The 24907-nt window shown below is 59.4% G+C and carries 24 protein-coding genes; 10 read left to right on the plus strand and 14 right to left on the minus strand.

Features of this window, described 5'->3' with window-relative positions; all coding sequences use genetic code 11:
* The first annotated feature begins 67 nt into the window (after positions 1-67).
* From AB8B33_RS30665 to AB8B33_RS30680, 4 genes are read left to right on the plus strand one after another with little or no spacing between them, the layout of a single operon-like run.
* Positions 68-1072: an ABC transporter permease gene (locus AB8B33_RS30665; protein ID WP_113324826.1), complete on the plus strand. Its 1005-nt coding sequence runs from the start codon at positions 68-70 to the stop codon at positions 1070-1072.
* A 3-nt stretch (positions 1073-1075) separates the two neighbouring features.
* Positions 1076-1933 (plus strand): ABC transporter permease, encoded by an 858-nt coding sequence (locus AB8B33_RS30670; RefSeq protein ID WP_439018254.1) that lies wholly within the window; start codon positions 1076-1078, stop codon positions 1931-1933.
* 2 nt (positions 1934-1935) lie between these two features.
* Positions 1936-2925 carry an ABC transporter ATP-binding protein gene (locus AB8B33_RS30675; RefSeq protein ID WP_310381706.1) on the plus strand — a complete coding sequence of 330 codons (990 nt, stop codon included), beginning with the start codon at positions 1936-1938 and terminating at the stop codon, positions 2923-2925.
* Entirely contained in the window at positions 2922-3734 is an 813-nt protein-coding gene (locus AB8B33_RS30680; protein ID WP_439018255.1) for an ABC transporter ATP-binding protein, read from the plus strand. The genes AB8B33_RS30675 and AB8B33_RS30680 overlap by 4 nt, the downstream gene beginning before the upstream one ends.
* 72 nt (positions 3735-3806) lie before the next feature.
* Here AB8B33_RS30680 and AB8B33_RS30685 read toward each other — a convergent pair whose 3' ends face one another.
* From AB8B33_RS30685 to AB8B33_RS30715, 7 genes are all read right to left on the minus strand, one after another.
* Complete coding sequence (locus AB8B33_RS30685; protein WP_439018256.1) at positions 3807-4532, minus strand: FadR/GntR family transcriptional regulator; 726 nt, start codon at positions 4530-4532, stop codon at positions 3807-3809.
* A 23-nt stretch (positions 4533-4555) separates the two neighbouring features.
* A complete protein-coding gene (locus tag AB8B33_RS30690; RefSeq protein WP_439018257.1) occupies positions 4556-5554 on the minus strand; it encodes a Gfo/Idh/MocA family protein in 999 nt (332 codons plus the stop codon).
* 15 nt (positions 5555-5569) lie between these two features.
* A complete protein-coding gene (locus AB8B33_RS30695) occupies positions 5570-6400 on the minus strand; it encodes a sugar phosphate isomerase/epimerase family protein (RefSeq protein ID WP_439018258.1) in 831 nt (276 codons plus the stop codon).
* Positions 6401-6486: 86 nt separating this feature from the next.
* Positions 6487-7239, minus strand: coding sequence for an SDR family NAD(P)-dependent oxidoreductase (locus AB8B33_RS30700; protein WP_439018259.1), 753 nt, complete (start codon positions 7237-7239; stop codon positions 6487-6489).
* 40 nt (positions 7240-7279) lie between these two features.
* A complete protein-coding gene (locus AB8B33_RS30705; protein ID WP_439018260.1) occupies positions 7280-8143 on the minus strand; it encodes a carbohydrate ABC transporter permease in 864 nt (287 codons plus the stop codon).
* Positions 8136-9071 (minus strand): carbohydrate ABC transporter permease, encoded by a 936-nt coding sequence (locus AB8B33_RS30710; RefSeq protein WP_439018261.1) that lies wholly within the window; start codon positions 9069-9071, stop codon positions 8136-8138. The genes AB8B33_RS30705 and AB8B33_RS30710 overlap by 8 nt, the downstream gene beginning before the upstream one ends.
* Before the next feature lie 48 nt (positions 9072-9119).
* Complete coding sequence (locus tag AB8B33_RS30715) at positions 9120-10403, minus strand: ABC transporter substrate-binding protein (RefSeq protein ID WP_439018262.1); 1284 nt, start codon at positions 10401-10403, stop codon at positions 9120-9122.
* A gap of 167 nt (positions 10404-10570) precedes the next feature.
* Between AB8B33_RS30715 and AB8B33_RS30720 the strand changes: the two genes are divergently transcribed.
* Positions 10571-11032 carry an HIT domain-containing protein gene (locus AB8B33_RS30720; RefSeq protein WP_439018263.1) on the plus strand — a complete coding sequence of 154 codons (462 nt, stop codon included), beginning with the start codon at positions 10571-10573 and terminating at the stop codon, positions 11030-11032.
* The gene (locus AB8B33_RS30725; protein WP_439018264.1) at positions 11032-12081 is read left to right on the plus strand and encodes an ABC transporter ATP-binding protein; all 1050 of its coding nucleotides are present in this window, start codon (positions 11032-11034) and stop codon (positions 12079-12081) included. Before AB8B33_RS30720 ends, AB8B33_RS30725 begins: the two co-directional genes overlap by 1 nt.
* 162 nt (positions 12082-12243) lie before the next feature.
* Here AB8B33_RS30725 and AB8B33_RS30730 read toward each other — a convergent pair whose 3' ends face one another.
* Both AB8B33_RS30730 and AB8B33_RS30735 read right to left on the minus strand, forming a co-directional pair.
* On the minus strand, positions 12244-13395 hold the full coding sequence (locus AB8B33_RS30730; protein ID WP_439018265.1) for a mandelate racemase/muconate lactonizing enzyme family protein: 1152 nt from the start codon (positions 13393-13395) through the stop codon (positions 12244-12246).
* 211 nt (positions 13396-13606) lie between these two features.
* Positions 13607-14893, minus strand: a complete 1287-nt coding sequence (locus tag AB8B33_RS30735; protein WP_439018266.1) for an extracellular solute-binding protein — start codon at positions 14891-14893, stop codon at positions 13607-13609.
* Between the two features lie 139 nt (positions 14894-15032).
* Between AB8B33_RS30735 and AB8B33_RS30740 the strand changes: the two genes are divergently transcribed.
* On the plus strand, positions 15033-15779 hold the full coding sequence (locus tag AB8B33_RS30740) for a FadR/GntR family transcriptional regulator (RefSeq protein WP_439018267.1): 747 nt from the start codon (positions 15033-15035) through the stop codon (positions 15777-15779).
* A 274-nt stretch (positions 15780-16053) separates the two neighbouring features.
* Here the strand turns inward: AB8B33_RS30740 and AB8B33_RS30745 are convergent, their stop codons facing one another.
* The 5 genes from AB8B33_RS30745 to AB8B33_RS30765 all read right to left on the minus strand — a co-directional run bounded on the left by AB8B33_RS30745 (position 16054) and on the right by AB8B33_RS30765 (position 20992).
* The gene (locus tag AB8B33_RS30745; protein WP_112972442.1) at positions 16054-16668 is read right to left on the minus strand and encodes a DJ-1/PfpI family protein; all 615 of its coding nucleotides are present in this window, start codon (positions 16666-16668) and stop codon (positions 16054-16056) included.
* A gap of 62 nt (positions 16669-16730) precedes the next feature.
* Positions 16731-17678 (minus strand): substrate-binding domain-containing protein, encoded by a 948-nt coding sequence (locus AB8B33_RS30750; protein WP_113324382.1) that lies wholly within the window; start codon positions 17676-17678, stop codon positions 16731-16733.
* A 53-nt stretch (positions 17679-17731) separates the two neighbouring features.
* Positions 17732-18724 (minus strand): ABC transporter permease, encoded by a 993-nt coding sequence (locus AB8B33_RS30755; RefSeq protein ID WP_439018268.1) that lies wholly within the window; start codon positions 18722-18724, stop codon positions 17732-17734.
* A complete protein-coding gene (locus tag AB8B33_RS30760) occupies positions 18721-20289 on the minus strand; it encodes a sugar ABC transporter ATP-binding protein (RefSeq protein WP_439018893.1) in 1569 nt (522 codons plus the stop codon). Before AB8B33_RS30760 ends, AB8B33_RS30755 begins: the two co-directional genes overlap by 4 nt.
* A gap of 22 nt (positions 20290-20311) precedes the next feature.
* Entirely contained in the window at positions 20312-20992 is a 681-nt protein-coding gene (locus tag AB8B33_RS30765) for a GntR family transcriptional regulator (RefSeq protein WP_439018269.1), read from the minus strand.
* 211 nt (positions 20993-21203) lie between these two features.
* Between AB8B33_RS30765 and AB8B33_RS30770 the strand changes: the two genes are divergently transcribed.
* Genes AB8B33_RS30770 through AB8B33_RS30780 form a run of 3 tightly spaced genes read left to right on the plus strand, consistent with a single transcriptional unit; the run spans position 21204 to position 24772 of the window.
* Entirely contained in the window at positions 21204-22430 is a 1227-nt protein-coding gene (locus tag AB8B33_RS30770) for an iron-containing alcohol dehydrogenase (RefSeq protein ID WP_439018270.1), read from the plus strand.
* Between the two features lie 16 nt (positions 22431-22446).
* A complete protein-coding gene (locus AB8B33_RS30775; protein WP_439018271.1) occupies positions 22447-23934 on the plus strand; it encodes an NAD-dependent succinate-semialdehyde dehydrogenase in 1488 nt (495 codons plus the stop codon).
* A 19-nt stretch (positions 23935-23953) separates the two neighbouring features.
* The gene (locus tag AB8B33_RS30780) at positions 23954-24772 is read left to right on the plus strand and encodes an alpha/beta hydrolase (RefSeq protein WP_439018272.1); all 819 of its coding nucleotides are present in this window, start codon (positions 23954-23956) and stop codon (positions 24770-24772) included.
* The last annotated feature ends 135 nt before the right edge of the window (positions 24773-24907 follow it).

Raw genomic sequence — 24907 nt, forward strand, 5'->3', positions numbered from 1 at the left:
TGACGGGCATGCGCCCCATGTCCGTCAATCCTTTCGAAAAAGGGAACCAGAGAGGAACCACTGCTCTATGACGTCCTATCTGATCTTTGTGCTGAAGCGGTTCGGTCAGTTTCTGCTCGTCGTATTTCTTGGCGTGACCATAACATTCTTCGTCACCCACCTGACCCCGATCGATCCGGTCGAAGAAAGCATAGGCGCCATCACGCAGATGGGGCAATCCGATCCGAATGCGATCGAACTGATGCGTCAGTCGCTGCGAGAGCTCTACGGAATGGAGGGTTCGATCTGGCAGCAATATCTGCATTTTTGGCTGCGGCTTGCGACCGGTGATCTCGGCCCCTCGCTCTCGGCTTTTCCCACACCTGTTTCCACCATCATTCTGCGGTCCCTGCCCTGGACCATCGGGCTGATGACGGTTTCCACCCTGATCACCTTCGTGCTCGGAAATGCGATCGGCGCGCTCGCCGGCTACTACAGGAAGGATATGCTGCTGAAGGCCGTCAGCCTCGTCTTCATCGCCCTGCTTCCCATTCCCTATTACATTCTTGCTTTCGTCCTTCTCATCGTGTTCGGCTATCTCTGGCCGGTGCTGCCGATCAATGGCGGCTACGAGATGAACACCAATCTGGACCTCTCCTTCGCGCTCGTCCTCGATATCCTGAAACACTCGATCCTGCCGGCGCTGTCGCTGATCCTGGTCGGCGCCGGCAGCTGGCTGATCGGGATGCGCGCGCTTGTTTCCAACATCATCACCGATGATTACGTCGTCTTCGCCGAGCTCGGCGGCGTTCCGAAGCGAAAAATTCTCCGCTCCTACATCGCCCGCAATGCCATGGTGCCGCAATTCACCGGGCTTGCCATGTCACTCGGCGGGATCTTCAACGGCACCGTCATCACGGAGATCGTCTTCGGCTATCCCGGTATCGGAAACCTGCTGATTTCGGCGGTGCATGCCGGCGACTACAGCCTGGTGCTCGGCCTCAGCGCATTGTCGATCGTCGGCGTTGCCGCCGCCGTGTTCATCATCGACATTCTGAGCCCGCTGATCGATCCGCGCATCAAGGTGGAATAGAGCATGTTTACGATCATCCGTGACCTCGCACGTCAGAACATGGAGTTCCTCTGTGGCCTGCTGCTCTTTGCCGTCATCGTCGGATTGGTAGTGGTGTCCTATTTCTCGCCCTATGGTCCCACGGACATCTATCTTCTGCCGCCTGACATGCCGCCTGACGGCGACTATTGGCTCGGCACGACATCACGTGGCCAGGACGTTTTCTGGCAGTTGACGACGGCCCTTCGCAACACCTTGTTTTTCGGCATCGGCGTCGCCTTCCTTTCGCGCATCATATCGCTCGTCGTCGGTCTCGTCGCTGGTTATGCCGGCGGCACGGTCGACCGGGTGCTGATGGCCATCAATGACAGCGTCATGGTGATCCCGCAGTTCCCTCTGTTGATCCTGTTCTATTTCGTGCTGAAGGACAGCATGACCTGGACTGCGCTGATCGTCATCATGGCCGCGCTCGGCTGGTCCTACGATGCCCGCCTCATCCGTTCGGTCGCGATCGGTCTGAAGACGAGACCCTTCACCACCCAGAGCGTCTATTCCGGCATGAGCATGCGCAAGATTCTCGTCCAGGAGCACCTGCCCTATGTATTGCCGATCGTCTTCGCCACCACGATGAACAACATGATCTGGTCGATCGGCATGGAGATCACCCTGTCGGTGCTGGGCTTCACCGATATCGAGACGCCGACCATGGGCATGATGATCTACTGGGCGAATGCCCATTCCGCGCTGATAGCGGGAATATGGTGGTGGGTGGCTGCACCCGTTGCCGTCATCGTCGTTCTCTTCCTGGCGCTGTTTCTCCTGTCCATGTCGATGAACGAATACAACGATCCGCGCAGCCGGCTTAACCGGATGGGAGGTTAGCCATGGATGCCCTGGTCGAAGTCCAGAACCTGAAAGCCTATTACCGCGCCTTCCTTTACGGCGTCGATCGCGAGGTGCGCGCCGTCGACGACATCACCCTGACGATCGGGCGCGGCGAGATCTATGGGATCGCCGGCGAATCCAGCAGTGGCAAAACAACCTTGATCAAGACGATTGCCGGCGCCATCCGGCCGCCGCTCAAGGTCGTATCTGGCAAGGTAATATTCCATTTTGCCGGTGGCACGCAGGACATGTACGCCATGACGCCGGACGAGCGTATGGCGCTTCGCTGGCTGTACCTATCCTATATCATGCAAGCGTCGATGAATGTGCTGAACCCGGTTCGGCGCATCCACCACTCCTTCACCGATTTCGCCTTCCGGCACATGAAGGTCGGCAAGAATGAGTTCTTCATAAAAGTCGGCTCGCATCTTGAGAGACTGAAACTTGATCCGCATCTGCTCCAGGCCTATCCGCACGAACTCTCCGGTGGCATGCGCCAACGTATGACGATCGCGCTCGCAACGATCCTGACACCCGAATTCATCATTGCCGACGAGCCGACGACGGCGCTCGACGTCATCGTCCAGCGCGACGTGCTGTCGATGATCCGCGAAATCCAGCGCGAGATAGGCTCCTCCTTCTTATTCGTCACACACGATATGGGGGTACATGCGACGGTTTCTGACCGCGTCGGCATCGTCTACGCCGGTCGCCTCGTCGAGGAAGCGCCGACCCGCAAGCTCTTCGCCCTGCCGCTGCACCCTTACACGCAGCATCTGGTCGGCAGCCTGCCGCGTATCGGCGATGCAAAGGCCCGGCCTTCACTCGAGGGACGTCCGCCGAACCTTGCCATGCCGCCCGAGGGCTGCCGGTTCCATCCGCGCTGTCCGAAGCGGATGGAGATCTGCTCGCAGAAGGTCCCGCCGATGATCACGGTTGAGCCAGATCGGCGAGTGGCTTGCTTTGCGGTTACGGGAGATCAGGCTTGAGCGCTCTTCTCACTCTCTCTCATGTCACGAAGATCTACCGTCAGGGCGGCATGCTTGGCCGGCGGCAGATTGTGGCGGTCAAGGATGTCAGCTTCGAGATCGGCAGCGAGCCAGAGATTCTCTCCATCGTCGGAGAATCCGGTTCCGGAAAATCAACGATCGCAGCGATGATCCTCGGACAGACAGCGCCCACGCAAGGCGAACTCCAATTTCGTCAGAAAGTGGTGGCCCTCCACGGCAAGGCCGAGCGTCGCGCCTTCATGAGGGAAGTGCAGCCAGTCCTGCAGAATCCCTTCGAAGCCTTCAACCCGCTCAAGCGCGTGGATCGCTACCTTTTCGAAACGGCGCGGAACTTCTCAGCTGGCGCGGGCAAGCTGGACCGGCAGCAGATCGAACGATTGGCCGACGAGGCTCTCGGCCATGTGGGCCTTAGTCTTGCGGAAGTGAAGGGCCGGTTTCCGCACGAACTGTCCGGAGGCCAGCTCCAGCGCGCCGCAATTGCCCGTGCTCTGATCCCGCAGCCACGCCTGCTTATCGCCGACGAGCCGGTATCCATGGTCGATGCGTCACTGCGCATGGCAATCGTCAGTCTTTTCGAACAACTGAAACGCGAGCTCGGACTTTCGATCGTCTACATCACCCATGATCTCGCAACCGCCTACTACATCAGCGACCGGATTATCATCATGCGCAAAGGCGAGATCGTCGAGCAGGGCGAGGCGCGCAAGGTCCTCGACAATCCTCAGCACCCCTACTCGCGTGCGCTGAAGGAGGCCGTGCTGAGCGCAGATTTCGCTGCAACGGCCTAGCAACTCGAATGGCGGCGCCGTCCAGTTATCGACGGAAAGGCGGGAACCGGAATTGTCTCGTGCGCGGCTCGCTTATTTCTGCAGAACTGACTTCACGTCCTCGTCGGCGTGCTCGAGTAGAATACGGACGGTTTCCGCCGCCTTTTCAGGATCACGCTCGCGGATCGCCTCGAACACGTCGCGGTGCTCCTGCAGGCAATGCTGATGGTGGAAGTTCGAGCTGGAGACACTGAAGCTCATCTGGAAATACTGTCTGAACAGATTGGCCAACGGAGCGATGAAGACATTGTTGGACGCGACGTAGATTGCAGTGTGGAAGGCGACGTCGCCCTCGATCCATTTGTTGAAATCCGTCTTGGCTTCGGACATTACCTGAAGCGCCGCCTCGATCTCGTAGAGTTGCGCAAGTGTGGCATTTCTGGCCGCCTCCGCGGCCGCAGCGGGTTCGACGGCGCTGCGGAACGCAAAGAGCTGCTGGATAGCATTTTGCGAGTCGGAGGTTTTCTGGACCCAGCCGAAGACGACTGGATCCAGAAAATTCCATTGGCTTGTTGGCAGAACGACCGTTCCGACACCCGAGCCGGTCTTCAGAAGCCCTCGCCAGGAAAGAAACTTCACGGCCTCGCGAATAACCGTCCGGCTAACGCCGAAACGAGTGCAAAGTTCAGGCTCTGAGGGCACCAGTTCGCCGACCGGAAGGCGACCAGTGACGATGTCTGCGCCAATCTCGCCCGCAACTGCCAGATGCAGGTTCGAGCGGCTTTCACGATGCTTGCTGAGCAAAACAGGGCTTCCCATACGTTCATGTCCTTTCGCGGATGTCAGACCCCGGCTGCGAGTGCCTGTGCGAGGATCGTCTGACATACGCGCATCGTCTTGACCGTGTCCTCGAAGCGCGAGGAGCACGTATTAATGCCTGACTTAAGGGAGTCAATAAACTCTCTGTTCTTCGCTGCAAATCCTCCGTAGACGAAATTCTGGTCGTGATTGGCGGCTTGCTGCGTCGAAAGCGTCTCCCCTTGATAATTGTTATCAAGGTAGATTTTCGCCTCAGCCTCCACCTCGACATCAGCATATCCGCCCTGGACGTGCATCTGGGTTCGAAACACGCGCCGTCCGGATGCCCAATTGCACACGACATAACAGGTCGATCCGTTGTCGAAATGCAGCGTGGCGCCGAACCAGTTGATATCAGGCACGCCGATCCGACGGCACTGGCTTTCGACCTTGACCACCTCCCCACCACAGATCCATCGGGCCGTGTCGATTGCATGCGTGCCATCGTCCATCATCCGGTCGCGGGCAATCAGCATCGGCGTGACGTCGCATTTGAAGAACTCGACGACCCCGTGGATGATCGGCCCTTTCTCGAGAAGGCAAGCCTTGACCTGCTGCAGGATCGGCGAATTGCGCCGTTGATGGCTGACCTGCGTCACCAGATCCTTCTGTTTCGCCAGATGGGCGAGCGCTTCGGCCTGGTGTGTCGTCAGCCCCATCGGCTTTTCAATATAAAGATTGAAACCGTTCGTTAGACACCAGTTCCAGATCGGATACATGATCTCGGGCTGCCCGATGACATAGACGCCATCGGGTTTGAGCCTGGTCAGGATATCCTGATAATCGGAATCGAGGCGGGTTTCGAAACGTGCGGTCTCGGGGATTGCGAACTTGTCGCAGGTTTGCTTGAGCCGATCTGCCCGGCTTTCTATGACACCAACGATCTCGACATCATCGAACGAGGTCAATGAGGGATAGTGGACATTGTTGGCCATGTTGCCAGCGCCAATGATGCAGACACGGACTTTGCGATCCTTGATCATCGTTTCGACCCTTCCTCAATGCGACCAGACGGAGGACACAAGGGAGCGCAGATATGCGACGTCAGTGGACAGATAGGGTAAGACGTCATCGCCCATGCGCTGCGGCTGACCATTCGGATCGCTGTATTCACCCGGCAGCACAAAAGTTCCGGTAAAACCGCGGCGATGCAGCTCTTTGACAAGCCCCGACCACGAATAGGCGCCATGCCGCCCCGTCGTCCAATGGGTCTGGTAGACGGCCTCCGGCTCTTCCGGCCCATTGATCCTCTCGCGGTAGGCATTTTTGAAATTCACGAGGTTGGGGATGCGCTCCCAAAGCAGGTCGACGGACAGTTCGATCGGTTCGCCGGCGATGCCGCAATGCGCCATGTCGAGGATGGCGCAGACATGCTTGGCGTCATAACGCTCCATCAGATGGAAAAGGCCGATGGCGCTACCGACGCAGTTGCCTGAATGGTTTTGGACGCCGATGCGCACGCCGCTTGACTCGAGCAATGGGATAAGTTCGTTGTAGCGGGCGCGATGCTCGGCGATCGTATCGGCGTAGCGTGCCTTGGACAGATCGATGCCGACCATGGTGCGCACGAGCGCAATACCACTGTCGCCACAGGCCGCGATAATGTCGTCGTCGAGCGGGGCGGCGACGCTGCATATCGACAGCCCGTGGCCACGCAGACGACGCACGACCTCAGGCAATGCGGTCTTGACCGTTTGCGGCGTGACCTGATAGCCGGGCCGGATCGGCAGCTCGATCGCTTCGACGCCCAGGGAATTCATTCTTTCCGCCACCTCGTCGATGGGGTCCGTCCACGGCTTCGTGAACACCCCGAATTTGATATCGCTCATTTTCATTCTCCAATTGGAAATTGCTGGACAGGAATAAGGTGTCGCGGTCTCGCCGCGGCATCGGCGGCTCGAAGGCAGAGCGGGTGTCAGACCATCCGCATCGACATGCCCCCGTCGATGGTAAAGGTCTCGCCGGTGATGAACTCGTTTTCGATCAGTTGCAGAATGAGGGACGCGACCTGCTCGGGACGCCCCTCCCTGCCAAGAGGAATGCGATTGCGCAGGTTATTCTCCTTTGCGGCCTCGCTCATCGCATCGTGAAAAGGCGTGCGGATAATGCCGGGCGCAACGCAATTGACGCGGATGTTTTCGGCCGCATGATCGCGCGCCAATGCGCGGGCAAGCTGGATGAGGGAGGCCTTGACGACCTGATAGGCGACGGTTCCGGGGCAGCCACGAAGTGCGGCTGCCGACGATAGAAAGGTGACCGAGCCTCCCCTTGCCGATAGTGGACCATGCGCGGCCCGGAACAGGTGGAAGGCGGAATGGACGTGGACAGCAAAGGCTTCCATCCACCGCTCAGGGCTCAGGTCGAGGATGGTACCCGCTGCCGGTCCGCCGGCAGAGTGGACGACCGCATCGACCCTGCCGAAGGCGTCCAGGGCAGCCGAAACGACTTTTTGGGACGTTTCGGGCGCCGACGCATCGCCGGCAGCGAAGACGCATCGGGCACCGGACGGCGCGCCGAGCGCGCAGAGCTTATCGAAGAGATCAGCTTTTTCGGCCCTGGCATTGATCACCACGTTACTGCCCTTCGTCAGCAGAGCCATTGCGGTTGCCAGGCCGATCCCGGACGTACCGCCCGTAACGACGGAGACTGTCCCTGTTAATTCTGTCACCATTCTTCTCCTTACAAACTGACGAGAGGGTCGACGCGACCTATTTCTCGGCAAAGGCGGTCAGCCCCGAAACGATGAAACGCTGGGCAAAAAGATAGCCGATGAGAACCGGAAGCACGGTGATCAACGTGGCTGCGAAGAGAGAGGTATAGGCGGTCGCCGAGTCTGGGCCGAAGAAGGTAAACAGGCCGACGCTGGCAACCGCCACGTCCTTGCCTCCGGCAATGACCAGAGGCACTAGGAACTCCGACCAGGCCGACACGAAGACCAGGAAGCCTGCGACTGAAAGGCCGGGCAGGCTGAGCGGCATGATGACGCTCCAGAAGGTCCGCCACTTGGAGCAGCCGTCAATCGCGGCCGCCTCATCGAGCGAGCGGGGTACCGTATCGAAGAACCCCTTGAGCACCCATATCGTGATCGGGATGTGGGTCGCGGTATAGATCATCACCAGGGCGGTCAGCGTATTGAGCAGACCCAACTGGTTCATGATCATGTAGTAGGGAACGATGTTGACCGTGCTCGGTATCAGCTGGAGGCCGAGCAGGACCAGGAGCAGAACGTCCTTGTGGCGAAAATCCCAGCGCGACAGCGCGTATCCAGCCAGCCCGCCGAAGAACAGCGTGAATATGACCGTCAAGACGGCCACGATGACGGTGTTCCAGATATAGTGGCCGAAATCCAGACGCGTGAAGAGATCGATGAAGTTGGCGAAGGTTGGCGATCTCGGCCAGATGGTCGGCGGATAGGTGAAGAGCTCGTTGGGATTCTTAAATCCGCCGAGCAGAGCCCAGCTCAAGGGAAGCAGAACTGCCCCGGCAAGCAACGGATAGAAAATATAGGCAGCCGGATTGGGCTCCATTGGCCGGCGCAGGCGCCGACGGGATATGGGTCGAGCCTCAGCCATCCTCATTCCTCCGCTTCGGTTGAAGGACGGCGAGATAGAGCATGATCAGCAGAATATTGACGATCAGCATGACCGTACCGATGCTTGCGCCATAGCTGACGTCGAGCTGAAAGAAAGACTGCTTGTAGAGGGCGATGGAGATGAGCTCGGTCGCGTTCCCCGGCCCTCCACCCGTCAGTGCGAGCGGGATGTCGAGGCTGTTGAGTGCACCGCCGGTTCCCATGATGATGCTGATCATGATGATGGGTCGCAGGAGCGGGACGGTGATGTAGCGGAACCGCTGCCAGGCTGTTGCTCCGTCGATCGCGGCCGCCTCATAGACGTCGCGCGGCAGGGTCTGCAAGCCGCCGAGCAGAATGATGACGGTGAAGGGGATGCCGCGCCATGTGCATACGCCGATCAGGATGATCATCGCCAGCAACGGGTCGGAGAACCAGGACATCTGACCAATGCCGAAGAGCGACAAGAGATAGTTGGCGATGCCGAGGCGGCTACCGCCGAATATCTGCGCGAAGACGAGACCGACGACGACCGAAGGAAGGACCCACGGAAGGATGACGATCGACCGCATCAGCTGATGGCCCGGCAGGCGCTGTTCAAGCAGCACGGCGGCAGCCAAGCCCAGACAGGCCTGAAGGATCACGCAAGCTGCCACGAAGGACAGTGTGTTGCGCGTAATCAGGCCGAGATCGGCGGCCGTGAAGAACCGAATGTAGTTTTCGAAACCGACGAAAGAGGATCCGACATAGCCGAGATTGAGATTGGTCAGGCTGATGTAGATGCCGTAGACCGCCGGAAATAGCGTCAGGCCGAGGACGATCGCAACCCCCGGAAGGACGAAAAAGAAGTAGCCATTGACGGCAAAGCGTCTCTTTCTCGTCTTCGTGACGGTTTTTGCAGGATGTTGTGCGAGCGTGTTGTAACTCATTGTTTCCTCCCAAGGCGGGAGCAGGTGCTCCCGCCGATTGAGCCCAGTTCAGCGCGACTTCTGACGGTCATATTCGCGCATGACGGCCTCTTTCGCCGCCGCTACTGCGTCGGCTGGGGTCAGCTGGCCACCGATGACGGCCGCAAGCTGGGAGGAAATAGCCGATGAGACTGCCGTATAGATCGGCACGGCCGGCCGGGTCTGCATCTCACCGTCGTAGATCGCCTTGTAGCTCTTCATGAGCGCGTTCTGCGAAAAGAACGTACTCGTGTTCCAGATGGATTTTCGCACCGGCAGCTGGCCGAGCGTTTCATTGACGGCTGTCATGTTCTCTGGCGATGTCATGAACTGCACAAACTTCCACGCAGCCGCCTTCTTGTCCTCGTCCTTGGCTGCGATGGCATAGGCATATCCACCAAGCACGGTCACCGGCTGCTTGCCGTCGGGCATCGGATAGGGGGCCACAGCCAGGTCATTCTGGAGATCGGGCAGTTCGCTCCACATCTGCTTTATGCCCGAGGAGCTTGCACCGATCGAAAAAGCCTCGCCGCCATAAAAGAACGGCCTCAACGCGGTTTCGTCCATGGTCGTGACATTGGGCGATATTGCCCCCGCAGCCGCCATATCGTGATACATCTGGTAGACCTTGGCGAGGGATTCACCGTTCTTTCCCTCGAAGAAGACAGGCGCGCCCTGGTCGTCCACCAGCTTGCCGCCGAGACCCCAGAAAATGCTGAGCATATGCAGGGTGGCCGGCTCATCGTTAGCCTTTGCAGGCACGAGTTCGGCAGTGATGCCCTTTTCCTTCAAGGTCTTGGACGCGGTCATGAAATCGTCGAAGCTCTTGGGAAATTCCTTGAGCCCGACCGAGGCCATGACGCTCGGACGATAGAGAAGGCCGCGCATGCCGGTCTGGAACATGATGGCATAGGGCTTTCCGTCAACGGTCTCGGCTGCCAGGACGGCGGGATGAAAATCCGTCTGGTCGTCGTTCGGCCAAAGACCGTCGAGTGACTGCAGGACATCGGACTGAACAAGCCGAGCAATCCACTGACCATCCACGATGACGGCATCGGGCAGCGTATTCGAGGCAGCGGCCGTCAGCAGTTTTTGCAGGCCGGCCGGGCCTGTATCGAAGACTTCGTAATCGATCTTGATATCAGGATTGGCGGCTTGGAACTTCTCGTAGAGCTGCTTGTGAATGTCGGCCCCCGGTACGAAACCGGATGAGGGCGAATAGGTAGCAGGCACCAGCACCTTCAGTTCGACTGCATGAGCGGCACCGGCCGCCGACAGCATCAACGCAGCAATAAAGCCCATCTTTCGAAGCATGATTTCCTCCTCTTTTCCTCCAATGAGGGTCTGAGCAAGCCCACTCCCTCGTCTCTCCCTCCCAATGACAACAACACATAAGCGATCCTGTCAATAACATAATATGTTTGACTTCAAACATTCTACGTATGATGTTTGAAGAGCCATAAGCAGGGAGGAAACGGAACATGGCTATCAAGAAAGGCTGCGCTCATTGCGAAGCGAAAGGTGAGGATCGGCTGTGGCAGGGTCCCACGTTCAGAGTGGTGCTGGTCCATGAGACGGGCTTCGAAGGATGGTGCCGCGTCATCTGGAACGAGCATGTTTCGGAACTCACCGATCTCTCAGAAGGCGATCGACGCGAGGTTTTGGAGGCCGTCATGGCGCTCGAGGAGGCGCTCAGGGCTGAACTGTCGCCCGTCAAGATCAACATCGCCTCGCTCGGGACGGCAGCACCGCATCTGCACTTTCATGTCATACCGCGCTTTGAGGGCGATCCGACCTTTCCCGACCCGGTCTGGTTGCCGCCTTCAAGGGCGAGTGCGCGTTCCCTGCCTGACGGGTTTCATGGCCGCATGCAGCGCCGCCTCGCCGAACGGCTCGGTCCGGCGACGACCAGCCCGCGAAATGCTGTCGCGGAGACGCGATAATGGGGCATGTCATCGTACGCGAAGCACGCAAGTCTTTCGGCGCGTTCGAGGCGTTGAGAGACATATCGCTCAAGGTCGATGATGGCGAATTCGTCGTGCTCGTCGGCCCCTCGGGATGCGGAAAATCGACGCTTCTAAGAACAATTGCCGGCCTTGAAAACATCACCTCGGGCGATATCGAAATTGCCGGACGGATCGTCAGCGACCTGCCGCCCAAGGATCGCAACATCGCAATGGTGTTCCAGAACTACGCACTTTATCCGCACATGACGGTAGCGCAAAACATGGGATTTTCTCTCAAACTGCGTGGAGAGACGAGTGGCGAGGTCCGAGCGAAAGTCGAGAGGGCGGCCGCGATCCTGGGCCTTCAGCCCCTCCTGGAGCGCTATCCCCGACAATTGTCGGGCGGGCAGCGCCAGCGTGTTGCCATGGGCCGCGCCATCGTCCGCAACCCTGCAGTTTTCCTGTTCGACGAACCGCTTTCCAATCTCGATGCGAAGCTGCGCATGCAGATGCGTACCGAAATCAGGGAATTGCATCAACGCCTGCGCACGACAACGGTCTATGTAACGCACGATCAGATGGAGGCGATGACGATGGCAGACAGGATTGTCGTCATGCGCGGCGGCGTCATCGAACAGCTCGGCACGCCTCTCGAACTCTATGATCGTCCCTGCAACACCTTCGTCGCTGGTTTCATCGGTTCGCCGTCCATGAACTTTCTTGAGGGACTTATGACCGACGAGGGGTTTCGTACAGCCGATGGCGTTCTTCTACCGGTCAACTCGACGAATGGACGAGCAGCAGTCTTGGGTGTTCGCCCCGAAGCGATCGGTCTTGATCCATCGGGGCTGGAAGTGGACGTCGTTCTGGTTGAGCCGACCGGTTCCGAAACGCAAGTCGTTGTCAGGCTGGGTGGACAGAACTTGATCGCACTCATTCGCGAACGGGTGAGATTCGCGCCCGGCGTCAAGATCAAGATCTCCATCGATACCTCGGCAATTCACCTGTTCGACGCGCAAGGCCACCGCCTCGCAAACGGCGTATGACCCGATCGCCCCGGAAGACCGCGGTCCGTCCGCGGCTTTCACCCGTCAATGTTGAGGAAGCAGGTGATGATTGAAGGGGATTTTGCGCATCAGGCTTAAAGCCCTGTCGCCGTCCGCGTTCACGCGACGAGGATGCTGAAATCACCATTCCTGTTTTTGTCGCTACCAGTTGGTGAAGCTGCCGTCGCGACGGCGCAGATGCGGGGGCTCGAAATATTGAAAGTCGCGCTTGTTCAGCGCATCTTCGTTCACCTCGATCCCCAGGCCCGGAACCTCCGGGACGTCGTAGTGACTGCCGTTCAACTCTGCCTGCTGCGGAAAGAGCTCGCGGGAATCGAAGCCGAGCTGCTCGACGGGAGAAGCACGGCATTCCAGCCAGGAAAAATTCGGCACCGCAGCGGCAAGATGCACCGTGGCGGCTGTGCAGACGGGACCAAGCGGATTGTGCGGCATCAGATCGACATAGTGGGCTTCGCTCCAGCCGGCGACCTTCATGGCCTCGGTGAACCCGCCGACATTGCAAATGTCCAGTCGATTGAACTGATGGATATCGCGCTCGATATAGGGCAGGAACTGCCACTTGGAAGAAAACTCCTCGCCGATCGCAAACGGCACATCCGTCATCCTTCGAAGCGCTTCATAGGCTTCCGGCGTCTCGTCCCGGATCGGCTCCTCGATATAATCGAGTGTTCCGGACGGCATTTTCTGGCAGAAGGAGGCTGCCTCGGCGACGCTGAGCCGATGATGGTAGTCGATGCCGAGCACAGCCTCGGCGCCCAATTCCTCCCGGACCTTGACCATCCACGGCGCCGTGCGTGCAATCGACTCTCTCGGCTCGAAGACGTCGAGGGAATGCTGTCCCCACGGCACGAAGCGGATGGAGTTCCAGCCCGCATCCATCAGGATCCTGGCCTGCTCCATCATCTCGGGACCGGGATCGGCCGGCGCGGTGGCAAAAGCCGGAACACGGTCACGGTGTTTGCCGCCGAGAAGCTCGTGGACAGGCACGCCAAGCGCCTTGGCGCGGATGTCGTGGAAGGCAATATCGAGTGCACCAATCGCCGCTGTCAGGACCCGCCCGCCCTCAAAATATTGGCTGCGGTACATTTCCTGCCATAGTGCACCCGCCCTGCGGGCGTCGCGCCCAACGAGAAATTCCTGATAATGCCGGATCGCACCAATGACGGCATGTTCCCGACCCGTCAGGCCGGATTCTCCCCAGCCATGAATCCCATCTGCGGTCGTGACTTTGACGAGCAACTGGTTACGATGCCCCACCCTTGGCGTGAAGCACTCAATTCGTTCGATTTTCATCTTGCATCATCCGTCAGATTGATCAGACCGTTTCAAGCAGTTTAGGATCCGCTCGCTATCGAATGCAATTTCAGCTTGACGGGAACGTACTCAGCAATCCACCCGCAGGAGAGTTTGTCGGCCAAGTCAGGCAGCGGTGACGAGATGAACCAGCTGACCGCCTCGCCCGTTTTCGCGAGGCGGCTGACTTTTGCTGATCCAGAGCTCAAGACTACTCGAGCGAGAAAGCGTCCTGTATCTGCTGGGCCGCATCAGCGGGGCTCACGGCCCCGGAGACGATTTCGACCGACATGTCATTGACCACCGCACCCACGTTCGGCCCGAGATCCTGATCAAGAAAGTTCTGATGCCAGGTTTCGGCCGCCACGGCGTCGGCCGCCGCCTTTACAGTCGGTTCGTCGATGGCATCGGCCGCACCCTTTGCCGAAGGCAGAACACGGGTTTCCTTTGCCAGGATGCGCTGCTGTCCGATGGAACTCAGGTATTGCAGGAACTGTTCCGTTTCGGGCGGAGCGTTTTTGGTGATCGCCCAGCCGTTGATGCCGCCAAGATTGTCGGTTGCAAGACCGGGTGCGCCGTCAACGGCAGGAAATGCAAAGCGCCCAATGTTCGACAGGGGTTGTCCTTTTCCGTCTGCCGCGTTGACGGCCTGCGTTCCCGGCGTGTTTTCAAATCCGAGGATGATTGCGGCTTTGCCATTGCCGAAGGCACCGAGGGCATCGTTCCACGTTGCGCCGAGGTAACCGTTCTGGAAAGGTTCGATCTTGCCCAACGCGGCGAGCTGTTTGCCGGCCTCCACAAATGCGGGCGCGACAAAGCCGTCTCCGTTGCCGGATTTTGCCTGATTAAACCCATCCTTGCCGGCTTCGCGGATGGCGAGATAACCCCAATAGAAATGCAGCGGCCACTTGTCGCCGCCGCCACCCGCGATCGGTGTGATGCCGGCAGCTTTGAGTGATTTCACCGCGTCGAGAAATTTCTCCCAGCTCGCTATCGAGCTGGCATCAACGCCCGCCTTGGCGAAGAGATCTTTGTTGTAATAGAAAGAGACCAGACTGACCTTGAAGGGGGCTGCCCAGACCTTGTTGCCGCTCGAAAGGCCGTCAATTGCAGCGGCGTTCAGCGATGCCCTCCAGGCCGCGCCATTCGCGTCCAGGGCCGGCGTCACGTCGCGAAGCATCCCAGTCTCAGACTGCGCTCTCAACACGCCGCCACCCCAGCTGTAAAACATGCTCGGGGCGTCAGACGACTGCAACAGGGTCGGCAGCTTGGCCTTGAAGGCCTGGTTCTCGAGGAACTGCATCTGGATCTTGACACCCGGATGATCCTTTTCGAACGCATCGGCAATTCCCCGCCAGACCGCCACAACCTTCGGCTGGGCCTCTGGATGAAGCCATTTGATCACGGTCTCGGCCGCCGCCGCAGACGGCAACAGCGAAATTGCAGCGCCGGCGATAGCTGTCGAAAGGCCGATCATCGTGGATATTCTCAAACCCATGCTTCTTCCCCCGTTTGAATGTCTGATCCGGTTGACATATCGATTGATCACCGCATCATTGCCTGCGACGCGCGAAGCCACCTCAAGCTTGATCGGGCTTATAGATGGGATCTAAAGACTTTGCAAGAAGGACAACATCATGCTGCCGAAGGGGGTGATCGCCGATACGGTCGAGAGGTTCGGCAGGTCAATCGTCGAAGGTGACTGGCAGCCGGGGGAACATTTGCCGCCGGAACCGGAACTCGCCGCCCGCTTCGGCGTCGGGAGGAACGCCCTGCGAGAGGCAGTCAAAGTCCTCACAGGCAAGGGCCTGATCAGGACCGCCCGCCGTTACGGATCGCGCGTCGCCACGACCGAGGACTGGAACGGCCTGGACGCCGACATCATCCGCTGGAGGCTCAAAGACCGGAAATCGCACGCATCCTTCCGCCGCGAAGTCGCGCAACTGCGCGAAATGATCGAGCCCGGCGCAGCCGCAATGGCTGCTCGAAACGCGACCATCGAGGAACGGCAGACACTCCTCTCTATGGCCAGATCGATGCAGGATTTGCCGTCCATCGCGGCAATCGAGCAGGATATAGCTTTTCACCTTGCCATCTTGCGGGCCAGTCACAACAGCCTGCTGCAGGGGATCGGGCGCTCGCTGGAAATCATGCTGCGGACGCTCTTTACCGCGGACCTTGCGCTCGACGAGCACGATTTGATCTACGATCCAAACCCGACGATCCATCTCGCGCTCGCCAATGCGATCCTTGGCGGCTTCGCCGAAGAGGCGCGGCATATTGCGATGGCGATGATCGCACGCGGCTCCGAGGGCGCCGATCGCTTGGAGCGTGCGAGCAAGAACGGAAGGACCTTATCTTTGGATCCCACCCTCGGATCATGAGGGAAGTCGCTCGGATTGCTCAAACCGTGGATCGACATCGCGACCACTCGCCCAGAATCTTCTAGATGGGATTTATAGTTTGGATTGAAGCGAGAGCCGGCGGATTGCGGCGGGCGCTCTCGGCGCCGCCATGATTGCTGCCCGCAAATGATGCTGCGCATGCATCTGCCTCCCGAGGGCAGGCAAGGACCGTCCCCGGAAAGGCAACCCCCGCGTCCTGCGAGGATTGCCTGATCATCAAACCAAGGAAACAAGCTTTAGCAAGAGAGAAGGCTCAGGCAGCCTTGGCGATATCGTCACTGTGGCGGATTTCGGTGCCCAGCACCTTGAGACATTCGCGGATGAATGCCGCAAGTGCAGTCCATCCCTTCGCCGAGACCATGGTGCCATCGACATAGGCTTCCGTCGGCGACAGATCGATATAGGTACCCCCTGCAAGCGTGACTTCCGGCTCGCAAGCCCCCAAGGCACCCACCTTCTTGCCGCGAACCACGCCATCGACGGCAATCAGAATCTGCACGCCGTGGCAAATCGTAAAGATCGGCTTCTGCTTCTCGTGGAAATGACGCACGATTGCCTGGACGCGTTTGTCGGTCCGGATGTATTCGGGGCCGCGACCGCCTGCGCAATAGACTGCATGATACTGGTCGAGCTGCGCCTCGGCCTCCGAGAAGGTCTTGTTGATCGTGAAGAAGTGCCCGAGCTTCTCCGTATAGGTCTGATCGCCTTCGAAATCGTGGAGCGAGGTCTTGATCAGGTCGCCAGCCTTCTTGTCGGGGCAGATCACGTGGACCGTATGGCCGACCGCCTCCATCGCCTGCTGATAGACGTAGATTTCATATTCCTCGGTGAACTCACCGGTCAGCATCAGTATCTTCTTACCAGGCATGATTTGCTCCTCTTCTTCATGCAATGGGGCGGCGGCTGCGGCCGCCCCGGTTTCAGGTATTGTCAGAACGGAGAGTCGGGGAAGTAATATTCCTTGGCGTTCTCCTGCGTGATCAGCGGCGCATCCAGCTTGACAGTGCCTCGCACCGGCGCCTGGCCGACAATATTGGCAACGGTCATGTAGATGGCGGTCTTAATCATCGATGGCGGATAGGGTGTTTCGACCGGCGTCATCTGATCGCCGTCGATGACCTTTTTGACGATGTCCTTCATACCATTGCCGCCGAGGGCGAGCTTGATGTCCTTGCGGCCCGATTCCTTGACGGCCTCGAGCACGCCAAGAAGCATATCATCGTCATTTGCCCAGACAGCGTCGATCTGCGGGTATTTTGCGAGATAGTCCTGCATCAGCTTGAAGGCGTCGTCACTGTTCCAGTTCGCGTACTGGATGTCCAGAACCTTGAAATCGGTTCCCTTGATGGCGTCCTGGAAGCCCTGTATGCGTTCATCGTCGATGACGGTCGGAATGCCGCGCAAAACGACGAGGTTGCCTTTGCCGCCCAGCTTGTCGATCATGAACTTCGCCGTATTGCGGCCGACCGCGATGTTGTCGCCGGCAAGATAGAGGTCCTGGATGGACTGATCGTTCAGGCCACGGTCCACGACGGTGATGAAGGTGCCTGCATCCTTGACCGCCTTGACCGGCGTCGTCAGTTCTTCCGACGTATAGGGCAGGATGACCAGCGCATCGAGCTTGCGTCCTGCGGAGAGATCTTCAAGCGCGCTCACCTGCGCCGTTGCCGAGGGCGAGGTCTTCACGACGACCTCGACATTCGGAAAGGCGGCATTGATTTCCTTGGCGGCGGCCTGCGCGTGATAGACGATGCCCGCCGTCCAGCCATGGTCGGCTGCTGGGATCGACACTGCGACGACCTTTTTGTCTGCCGAAAGGGCCTGGCTGGCAAGCAGCACCGTACTGACGGCCAAGGCCGCAATCCATTTACTAGACATTCATTCCTCCCAGAATCGGACCACAAACATCAATCCGCGCGGTCCGGACGCGGTTACTTCGAGAACCTCTGTATGAGCATGGCGATGATGATGATGACGCCCTGAACGCCGGCGACGAGATATTCGGACACAAAATCCGAGAGCACCATGAGGTTGGCAATGAGTTCGAGGATGACCGCTCCGGCGACCGTGCCCCAGACATGGCCCTTGCCACCCCGCAGGGCGGTTCCGCCGATGACGACCGCAGTGATGACCTGCAATTCCCACAGCACGCCAGTAGTCGGCGTTGCCGCACCCAGGCGCGGCACGTAGCAGATCGCGGCGATCGCAACGCAAGCGCCCTGGATCGCATAGGCGATCGTGCGCGTCTTGATGATAGAAATGCCTGAATAGCGAGCAACGTCCTCGTTCGCACCAACGGCGGCGCATTTCCGGCCATATTTCATCTTGTAGAGGATGAAGGATGCGATGGCGGCGACGGCAATCGAGATGAGGATCGGAAAAGGAATACCGCCGAGGGTCCCGAAATAGACGGGCCGATAGGCGTCACGGAGACTGCGATCGATCGGGATCGTTCCGCCGTCCGACATATAGGTGATGAGGGCCCGGAAGATCCCCATAGTGCCGAGCGTTGCGATGAAGGGCTCGATCTTTCCGACCGTAACGATGACCCCGTTCATCAGCCCGCAGATGAGCCCGACGACGAGCGCGACCGCCATGCCGGCGGGAATTGCCAGGACACCCCAGTCGGGAGCCATCCTATTCATGAACATGATGGTTATGCCGGTGATGAATGCGGCCATCGAACCGACAGACAGATCCAGTCCGCCGGACGAGATAACGAAGGTGGCACCGACTGCGATGATGGCAATGAAAGCGCTTCGCGTGATCACATTGCCGAGATTGGTCGCAGAGAGAAAATCCGAGTTGATCGAAAAACCGATCACCAGCAGCGCCAGAAGCGCAAGGAAAGGACCGACATCCGACCAGCCGATGTTCCATTCCCGCTCCGGCCGAACCGGCGTCGAACCCGTAATCACAGTCATTGCCTTCCTCCCTGCTTCGCCCCAAGCGTCGTTTCGCTGGTGGCAAGAAGCGCAATCTCATGTTCCGTCATTCTGTCGCTCGTCACCTCTCCTGTGATGCGCCCCTCCCGCATCACAAGAATCCTGTCGCAGATCCCGATCAGTTCCTGCATTTCGGACGAGATGACGATGCAAGTCCTGCCCTCTGCGACGAGGCGCTCGATGAAGGCATAGATCTGGGCCTTATTGGCGATGTCGATCCCGCGCGTCGGCTCGTCGATGACCACGACCGAAGGGTCGGTTAGAAGCACCTTGGCAAGCAGAAGCTTCTGCTGGTTGCCGCCGGAAAGCTGGCCCGCCTTGAGCGCGTAACTTTTCAGGCGGATGTCGTAGGCGCTGACGGCCTCGACAAGCGCGCCCCGCTCGCGGCGGCGGTGCATCAGAAGGCCGGGATGAAACCTGCTGAGGGCGGACAGCGTGAGGTTCGGCGCGAGCCGCTCTTGTAACAGCAGCCCCTTACCCTTGCGGTCTTCAGTCAGGTAACCGATGCCGGCATCCATCGCAGCCCGGGGGCGCCTGATGTCGATCGCTCTGCCCTGCAATTTTACGGTTCCCGTGGCGGGACGCAGGCCCATGATGCCCTCGAACACTTCGGTGCGGCCAGCACCGATCATGCCAGCAAATCCGAGGACTTCGCCTTTGTGGGCGGTAAACGAGATGTCGCTTGCAAAGCCAGGAACGCTGAGGTCCCGGACTTCAAGCATCGCCTGTAAAGCCGGCTTTACGGTCTTCTCAGGATAAAGTGCGGCGAGATCGCGCCCGACCATCAGCCGCGCCATGTCCATCTGCGTCAGGCTATGGCCGGGATATGTGCCGACCATCTTGCCGTCTCTGAGCACCGTCACCTTGTCGGCAAGCCGCTGGACCTCATCCAGGCGGTGGCTGATGTAGAGCACCGCCGCACCCTGTTCCTTCAGCTGCAGGATGATTGCGAGCAGCCGCTCGACCTCCTCACCCGTCAGGACTGCGGTGGGCTCATCGAAAATGACAAGCTTGTAGTCGTCGAGAAGTGCGCGCGCGATCTGCACGAGCTGGCGATCTGCAAGCGAGATGTCGCGCACCAGAGCATTCGGCGACACGTGGCAGCCGAGGTCGTGAAGCTTTTCGACGGCCAGACGCCGCATCGTCCGATCATCGACCAAGCCATGGCGCATCAGTTCCCGGCCGAGGAAGAGATTTTCGGCAACGGTCAGGGCATCGGCAAGTAGGATCTCCTGATGCACCAGAACGATGCCCGCCTCCTGGGCCTGCTCCGGCTTCGAGAAACCGACCTTGCGGCTGTCCATCGACAGCGTTCCGGCAGTGGGTTCGGCATAACCGGAGAGGAGCCGCATGAATGTCGACTTGCCGGCGCCATTCTCGCCGATGATGGCATGGATTTCACCGGGCAAGATATCGAGCGTGACCTCCGAGAGTACGGTGACGGATCCGTATTGCTTCGACATGCCCTCTGCACGAAGGACCGGACGAGAGGCGAGGTCTTCTGTCTCGGCCACCACGCTCCTCCCTCTCCTCTCGATGGTCATGACGTTCGACATTACCCGCCCCTTAATCGAAGGCCGGCACGAGCCGGTCCCGCGAATGTTCGAGATGGGTTCTCATTGCCTTTTCGGCGGCCGACGGGTCGCCTGCAGCGAAGGCGGCGAGAAGTGCCTCGTGCTCGTCCAACGCCTCTTCGGTGACGCGGGAATGGAACATCAGTCGAAAGATGTGAAAATGCGTGTGCTGGTGGCTAAGGGTTTGGCGAATGAGCTCGTTGCCGGCAAATTCCATGATCCTGTCATGGAAAAGGGCGTCTTGCCGCGCGAAGGTCGAATAGCGTAGCCGTTCATCGCCTCCTTCCCGGCGCCCCATGACACCGGCCGCCTCCCGCAGGATGGCAAGCCTCTCATCGTCCATCGCCCTTGCTGCCCTTGCCGCACCATCAGGTTCGAGAAGCAGCCGCAAATGGTAAAGCTCGTCGAAGCGCCGATGGGTGATCTGCGGGGCAGCGCTGTAACCGATGAGATGCGTCTTGACGACAAGTCCCTCTCCCTCGAGGCGGCCGAGCGCTTCGCGGATCGGGGTCTGGGAGACGTTGAACTCCTTGACGAGATTATCGACGGTGATGCGCGCACCTGGAGCGATCTTCAAGGACATTAACTGCGCAAAAATCACCTCGTAGACGCTGTCCGCGAGACTGTTGCTGCGCTGGATGAAACCACTCGGATCAGGCGTGGCATTGAGCATCATCGTATTCCGGCCCTGTATTTCATTTGCCTCTTGACAGGAACAATCGCTAACACGATGCTCGGCGATATGCAATCCCATATCCTATAGGATTTTATATCGGAGGTTTCATGAGGGTCATTTGGGTGGGTGCGAAAGAAATCGCGCGCCAATTTTGCGACACTTCCTCACGGTCTTCCTTCATCCCACAACTGGTGAAGGGACCAGCACGATGACCCTCTTCGCCGCCATCAGGCTCCCGAAAGAAATCCTGTTCGGCAAAGGCCAACGTTTTGCGCTGCCGGCGGTCGCCACCAGGCTTGGTCGAAGGGCACTGATCTGCACGGATGAGCGCCTCGCAGGAACGTCCACATTCGCCGAACTCGTTGCCGCGCTGAACGCAGCATCGATCGAGACATTGGTCTACGACCGGGTCTTGCCGGATGTCCCGCGCGACACTGCTGCCTCATGCGTTGAAGGGGCTCGGAGCTTCGCGCCCGACATGGTGATTGGGATAGGCGGAGGGAGTTGCCTCGACATGGCAAAATGCGCCGCCCTTCTGCTGAGCCACGGCGGAAGCCTCGCCGACTATTACGGTGAGTTCAAGGTTCCCGGTCCGACAATCCCGATCATCGCTGTCCCGACCACGGCGGGGACCGGCTCCGAGGTGACACCGGTTGCCGTCATCTCCGACCCGGACCGGACGCTGAAGGTCGGCATATCGAGCCCGTACCTCATCGCCGCAGCGGCTATCTGCGATCCTGAGCTGACGATGTCCTGCCCGCCGGGCCTGACCGCTGTCGCAGGCGCAGACGCACTGACCCATGCAATCGAGGCATTCACGGCCGCTCGACGCGGCACCGACCCGTCGCTGCCACAGAACCATGTCTTCATTGGTAAGAGTACACTTACTGATCATTTCGCGCTTCTCGCCATCAAACTCTTGGGACGCAGCTTGGAGGCGGCTTGCAAGGAGGGATCGAACGAAGATGCGCGCGCTGACGTCATGATGGGTGCGCTGGCCGCCGGCTGTGCATTCGGCACGGCCGGCACGGCAGCAGCGCACGCCATCCAGTATCCCGCAGGCGCATTGACCCATACGGCCCATGGGCTCGGCGTCGCAACGATGATGCCCTATGTCATGACCTACAACCGCTCCGCCTCGATGACCGAAATGGCTGAGATCGGGCAAGCGCTGGGTCTGGATTCAACCGGCAAGACGACGCAGGAGATGGCAGACGCAGCCATTGAGGAGATCCGCAGGCTCTTTCAGGCCATCGGCATCACGCCGACGCTCGCCGATCTCGGGCTTTCTGCCGACAAGCTCGACTGGACTGCCGAACAGGCGCTCAGCATCGACAGATTGATCAAGAACAACCCGCGGCCCTTCGACATCGACGCCATGAAACGTCTCGTTCGTGCCGCCTATGACGGCGATCTTGCCGCCTCCGCCCTTTAAACATTCGAGGAACAAAATGACCATTGCCCAGCAAGTGCCACAGGCCGACCGCCCCCTGCCAGACATCGAGGCCGCGGCCCGCGGTCTCTATATCGATGGGAGCTGGCGGCAGCCAAAAAGCGGGCGCAAGATCGATGTGATCGACCCCTCGACCGGCGCGCTTCTTGCGGCAGTGGCGGACGCGACCGTCGAGGATGCACGGGCAAGCGTCGAGGCCGCGGCCCAGGCTGCGCCGGCCTGGCGATCGACACCGCCGCGCAAGCGCTCGGAGATTTTGCGACGCTGTTTCGAGCTGATGATCGAGCGTTCCGAAATGCTTGCTACCTTGATCTCTCTGGAGAACGGCAAGGCGCTGCGCGACGCCCGCGGCGAGGTCGCCTATGCCGCCGAGTTCTTTCGATGGAACGCCGAAGAGGCCGTCCGTATAACGGGAGAATTCGGCGTCGCTCCGTCGGGTGCCAACCGGATCGTTGTCGACTACCAGCCGATCGGCATCTGCCTGCTGATCACCCCTTGGAACTTCCCGGCTGCGATGGCCACGCGAAAGATCGCCCCGGCCCTCGCCGCTGGCTGTACCGTCATCCTGAAGCCAGCAAGCGAGACGCCACTGACGGCCTACGCGCTGGCCTCGATCTATGAAGAGGCCGGCGTACCACCAGGCGTCGTCAACGTTCTGACGACAAGCGCCCCTGCTCGATTCAGTGCCGCCATTCTGGCGGATCCACGCGTTAGAAAACTTTCGTTTACGGGCTCGACAGGTGTCGGTCGCCTGCTTCTCGCAGAAGCGGCCAAGCATGTCGTCTCATGTTCCATGGAGCTCGGCGGCAACGCTCCGTTCATCGTTTTTGATGACGCCGATCTGGAGGCAGCGCTCGACGGCGCGATGGTCGCCAAGATGCGCAATGCCGGCGAGGCCTGCACCGCCGCAAACCGCCTCTACGTCCAGTCAGGAATCTACGCGGCCTTCGCTGAAGGGTTGGCCAAAAGAATGGCAGCTCTCACCGTTGGTCCGGGCGTCGATGCCCTGACCGAATGCGGGCCGATGATCACGCCAAAGGCTGTGGAGAAGATTGATCGCCTGGTCGGCGACGCAAAGGCAAAGGGCGCGCGGGCCATGTGTGGTGGCGAGGTCTCTGCTGGGTCGGGTTATTTTTACCCGCCGACAGTTCTTGTCGACATGCCTGATGGCGTCGAGATGGCGTATGAGGAAATCTTCGGACCGGTTGCGCCTCTTTACAGGTTCGAGACCGAGGACGAGGTGATTGGACGTGCCAACGACACCGAATACGGCCTTGCCGCTTACGTCTTTACGCGCGACATCACGCGGGGGCTGCGCGTTTCCTCCGCTTTGGAAGCGGGTATGATCGCGCTCAACCGGGGTCTGGTTTCCGATCCGGCGGCGCCCTTCGGCGGCGTCAAGCAGAGTGGTCTCGGCCGTGAGGGCGGGCAGCATCACGGCATCGCCGAATTCATGGAAGCCAAATATATCGCAATGAGCTTCTGACACGCCAGGGGGGAAATCTTTGGAGACCGATCCGTTCCGCATACGGGGACACGTGCCGGAATTCGACGCCATCGTGTCGGAGATCAAGGCAAGGGGTGCTTCAACCCGCGCAAGGCTCCGCATGAAGGAAATCTCCTATGGAGACGATGCAAGCGAAACCCTGGACATCTTCTACCCGGAAGGTACGCGTGACGGGCTGCCGGTGCACATGTTCATCCACGGCGGCTACTGGCGGATGTTTTCCAAGCGCGACTACTCCTATGTCGCCGACACCATTACCGGCAAAGGGGCAATCGCCGTCATTGTTGATTACGCCCTGATGCCGCATGTCCGGATGGAGGTACTCGTCGACCAGGTTCGGCGGGCCAAGCAATGGGTGCTTAAACATATCGCGAGCCACGGCGGCGACGGATCGCGCTTTACGGTCAGCGGTCATTCCGCCGGTGCGCATCTTGCGAGCTTCCTGTTTCATCGACAGGAGGCTTTCTCGGGCGTGTCGGCGGCTCTCCTGCTTGGCGGCCTTTACGACTTGAAGCCCCTGCAGTCATCGTTTCTGCGTTCAGAGATAGCCATCACCGATAGAGAGGTTGCCGACTTTTCGCCGATGCTGCATTCCTATGACGGGGGCTGTCATGCCACTATCGCGATCGGTGCTGAAGAAACGCCGCCGTTTCATCAGCAGGCGGACGCCTTCGCATTGCGCTTGCGACAGCAAGGACTGTCGGTGACCAACGAAAGGCTCGAAGGCTCCAACCATATGAGTAGCGTTCGCGATCTTGGTCTGCCGGAAACGGCTATCGGCCGAATCCTCGGCAAAACAATTGCATACGCCCGGTGATGTCCAAGGACTAATCTTGATCAGGATCAGGTGGTTTCGGTCAAGAGCGCCTTTGACGCCTAGCCTTTTGACCGATCCAACCACACCAAAAGCCTTGTATTGTGCCGATCCTTCGGGAGCTAATACCAGTCTGCG

The sequence above is a fragment of the Rhizobium sp. 768_B6_N1_8 genome, from assembly GCF_051811225.1.
Classification (GTDB): Bacteria; Pseudomonadota; Alphaproteobacteria; order Rhizobiales; family Rhizobiaceae; genus Rhizobium.

Coding starts and splice junctions, on each gene's coding strand:
- AB8B33_RS30750 (WP_113324382.1), bottom strand. CDS start 17,678: ATGTCTAGTAAATGGATTGCGGCCTTGGCCGTCAGTACGGTGCTGCTT.
- AB8B33_RS30705 (WP_439018260.1), bottom strand. CDS start 8,143: ATGGCTGAGGCTCGACCCATATCCCGTCGGCGCCTGCGCCGGCCAATG.
- AB8B33_RS30715 (WP_439018262.1), bottom strand. CDS start 10,403: ATGCTTCGAAAGATGGGCTTTATTGCTGCGTTGATGCTGTCGGCGGCC.
- AB8B33_RS30765 (WP_439018269.1), bottom strand. CDS start 20,992: ATGCTCAATGCCACGCCTGATCCGAGTGGTTTCATCCAGCGCAGCAAC.
- AB8B33_RS30720 (WP_439018263.1), top strand. CDS start 10,571: ATGGCTATCAAGAAAGGCTGCGCTCATTGCGAAGCGAAAGGTGAGGAT.
- AB8B33_RS30725 (WP_439018264.1), top strand. CDS start 11,032: ATGGGGCATGTCATCGTACGCGAAGCACGCAAGTCTTTCGGCGCGTTC.
- AB8B33_RS30770 (WP_439018270.1), top strand. CDS start 21,204: ATGACCCTCTTCGCCGCCATCAGGCTCCCGAAAGAAATCCTGTTCGGC.
- AB8B33_RS30685 (WP_439018256.1), bottom strand. CDS start 4,532: ATGGGAAGCCCTGTTTTGCTCAGCAAGCATCGTGAAAGCCGCTCGAAC.
- AB8B33_RS30740 (WP_439018267.1), top strand. CDS start 15,033: ATGCTGCCGAAGGGGGTGATCGCCGATACGGTCGAGAGGTTCGGCAGG.
- AB8B33_RS30695 (WP_439018258.1), bottom strand. CDS start 6,400: ATGAGCGATATCAAATTCGGGGTGTTCACGAAGCCGTGGACGGACCCC.
- AB8B33_RS30775 (WP_439018271.1), top strand. CDS start 22,447: ATGACCATTGCCCAGCAAGTGCCACAGGCCGACCGCCCCCTGCCAGAC.
- AB8B33_RS30690 (WP_439018257.1), bottom strand. CDS start 5,554: ATGATCAAGGATCGCAAAGTCCGTGTCTGCATCATTGGCGCTGGCAAC.
- AB8B33_RS30760 (WP_439018893.1), bottom strand. CDS start 20,289: ATGACCATCGAGAGGAGAGGGAGGAGCGTGGTGGCCGAGACAGAAGAC.
- AB8B33_RS30670 (WP_439018254.1), top strand. CDS start 1,076: ATGTTTACGATCATCCGTGACCTCGCACGTCAGAACATGGAGTTCCTC.
- AB8B33_RS30745 (WP_112972442.1), bottom strand. CDS start 16,668: ATGCCTGGTAAGAAGATACTGATGCTGACCGGTGAGTTCACCGAGGAA.
- AB8B33_RS30710 (WP_439018261.1), bottom strand. CDS start 9,071: ATGAGTTACAACACGCTCGCACAACATCCTGCAAAAACCGTCACGAAG.
- AB8B33_RS30755 (WP_439018268.1), bottom strand. CDS start 18,724: ATGACTGTGATTACGGGTTCGACGCCGGTTCGGCCGGAGCGGGAATGG.
- AB8B33_RS30675 (WP_310381706.1), top strand. CDS start 1,936: ATGGATGCCCTGGTCGAAGTCCAGAACCTGAAAGCCTATTACCGCGCC.
- AB8B33_RS30730 (WP_439018265.1), bottom strand. CDS start 13,395: ATGAAAATCGAACGAATTGAGTGCTTCACGCCAAGGGTGGGGCATCGT.
- AB8B33_RS30665 (WP_113324826.1), top strand. CDS start 68: ATGACGTCCTATCTGATCTTTGTGCTGAAGCGGTTCGGTCAGTTTCTG.
- AB8B33_RS30735 (WP_439018266.1), bottom strand. CDS start 14,893: ATGGGTTTGAGAATATCCACGATGATCGGCCTTTCGACAGCTATCGCC.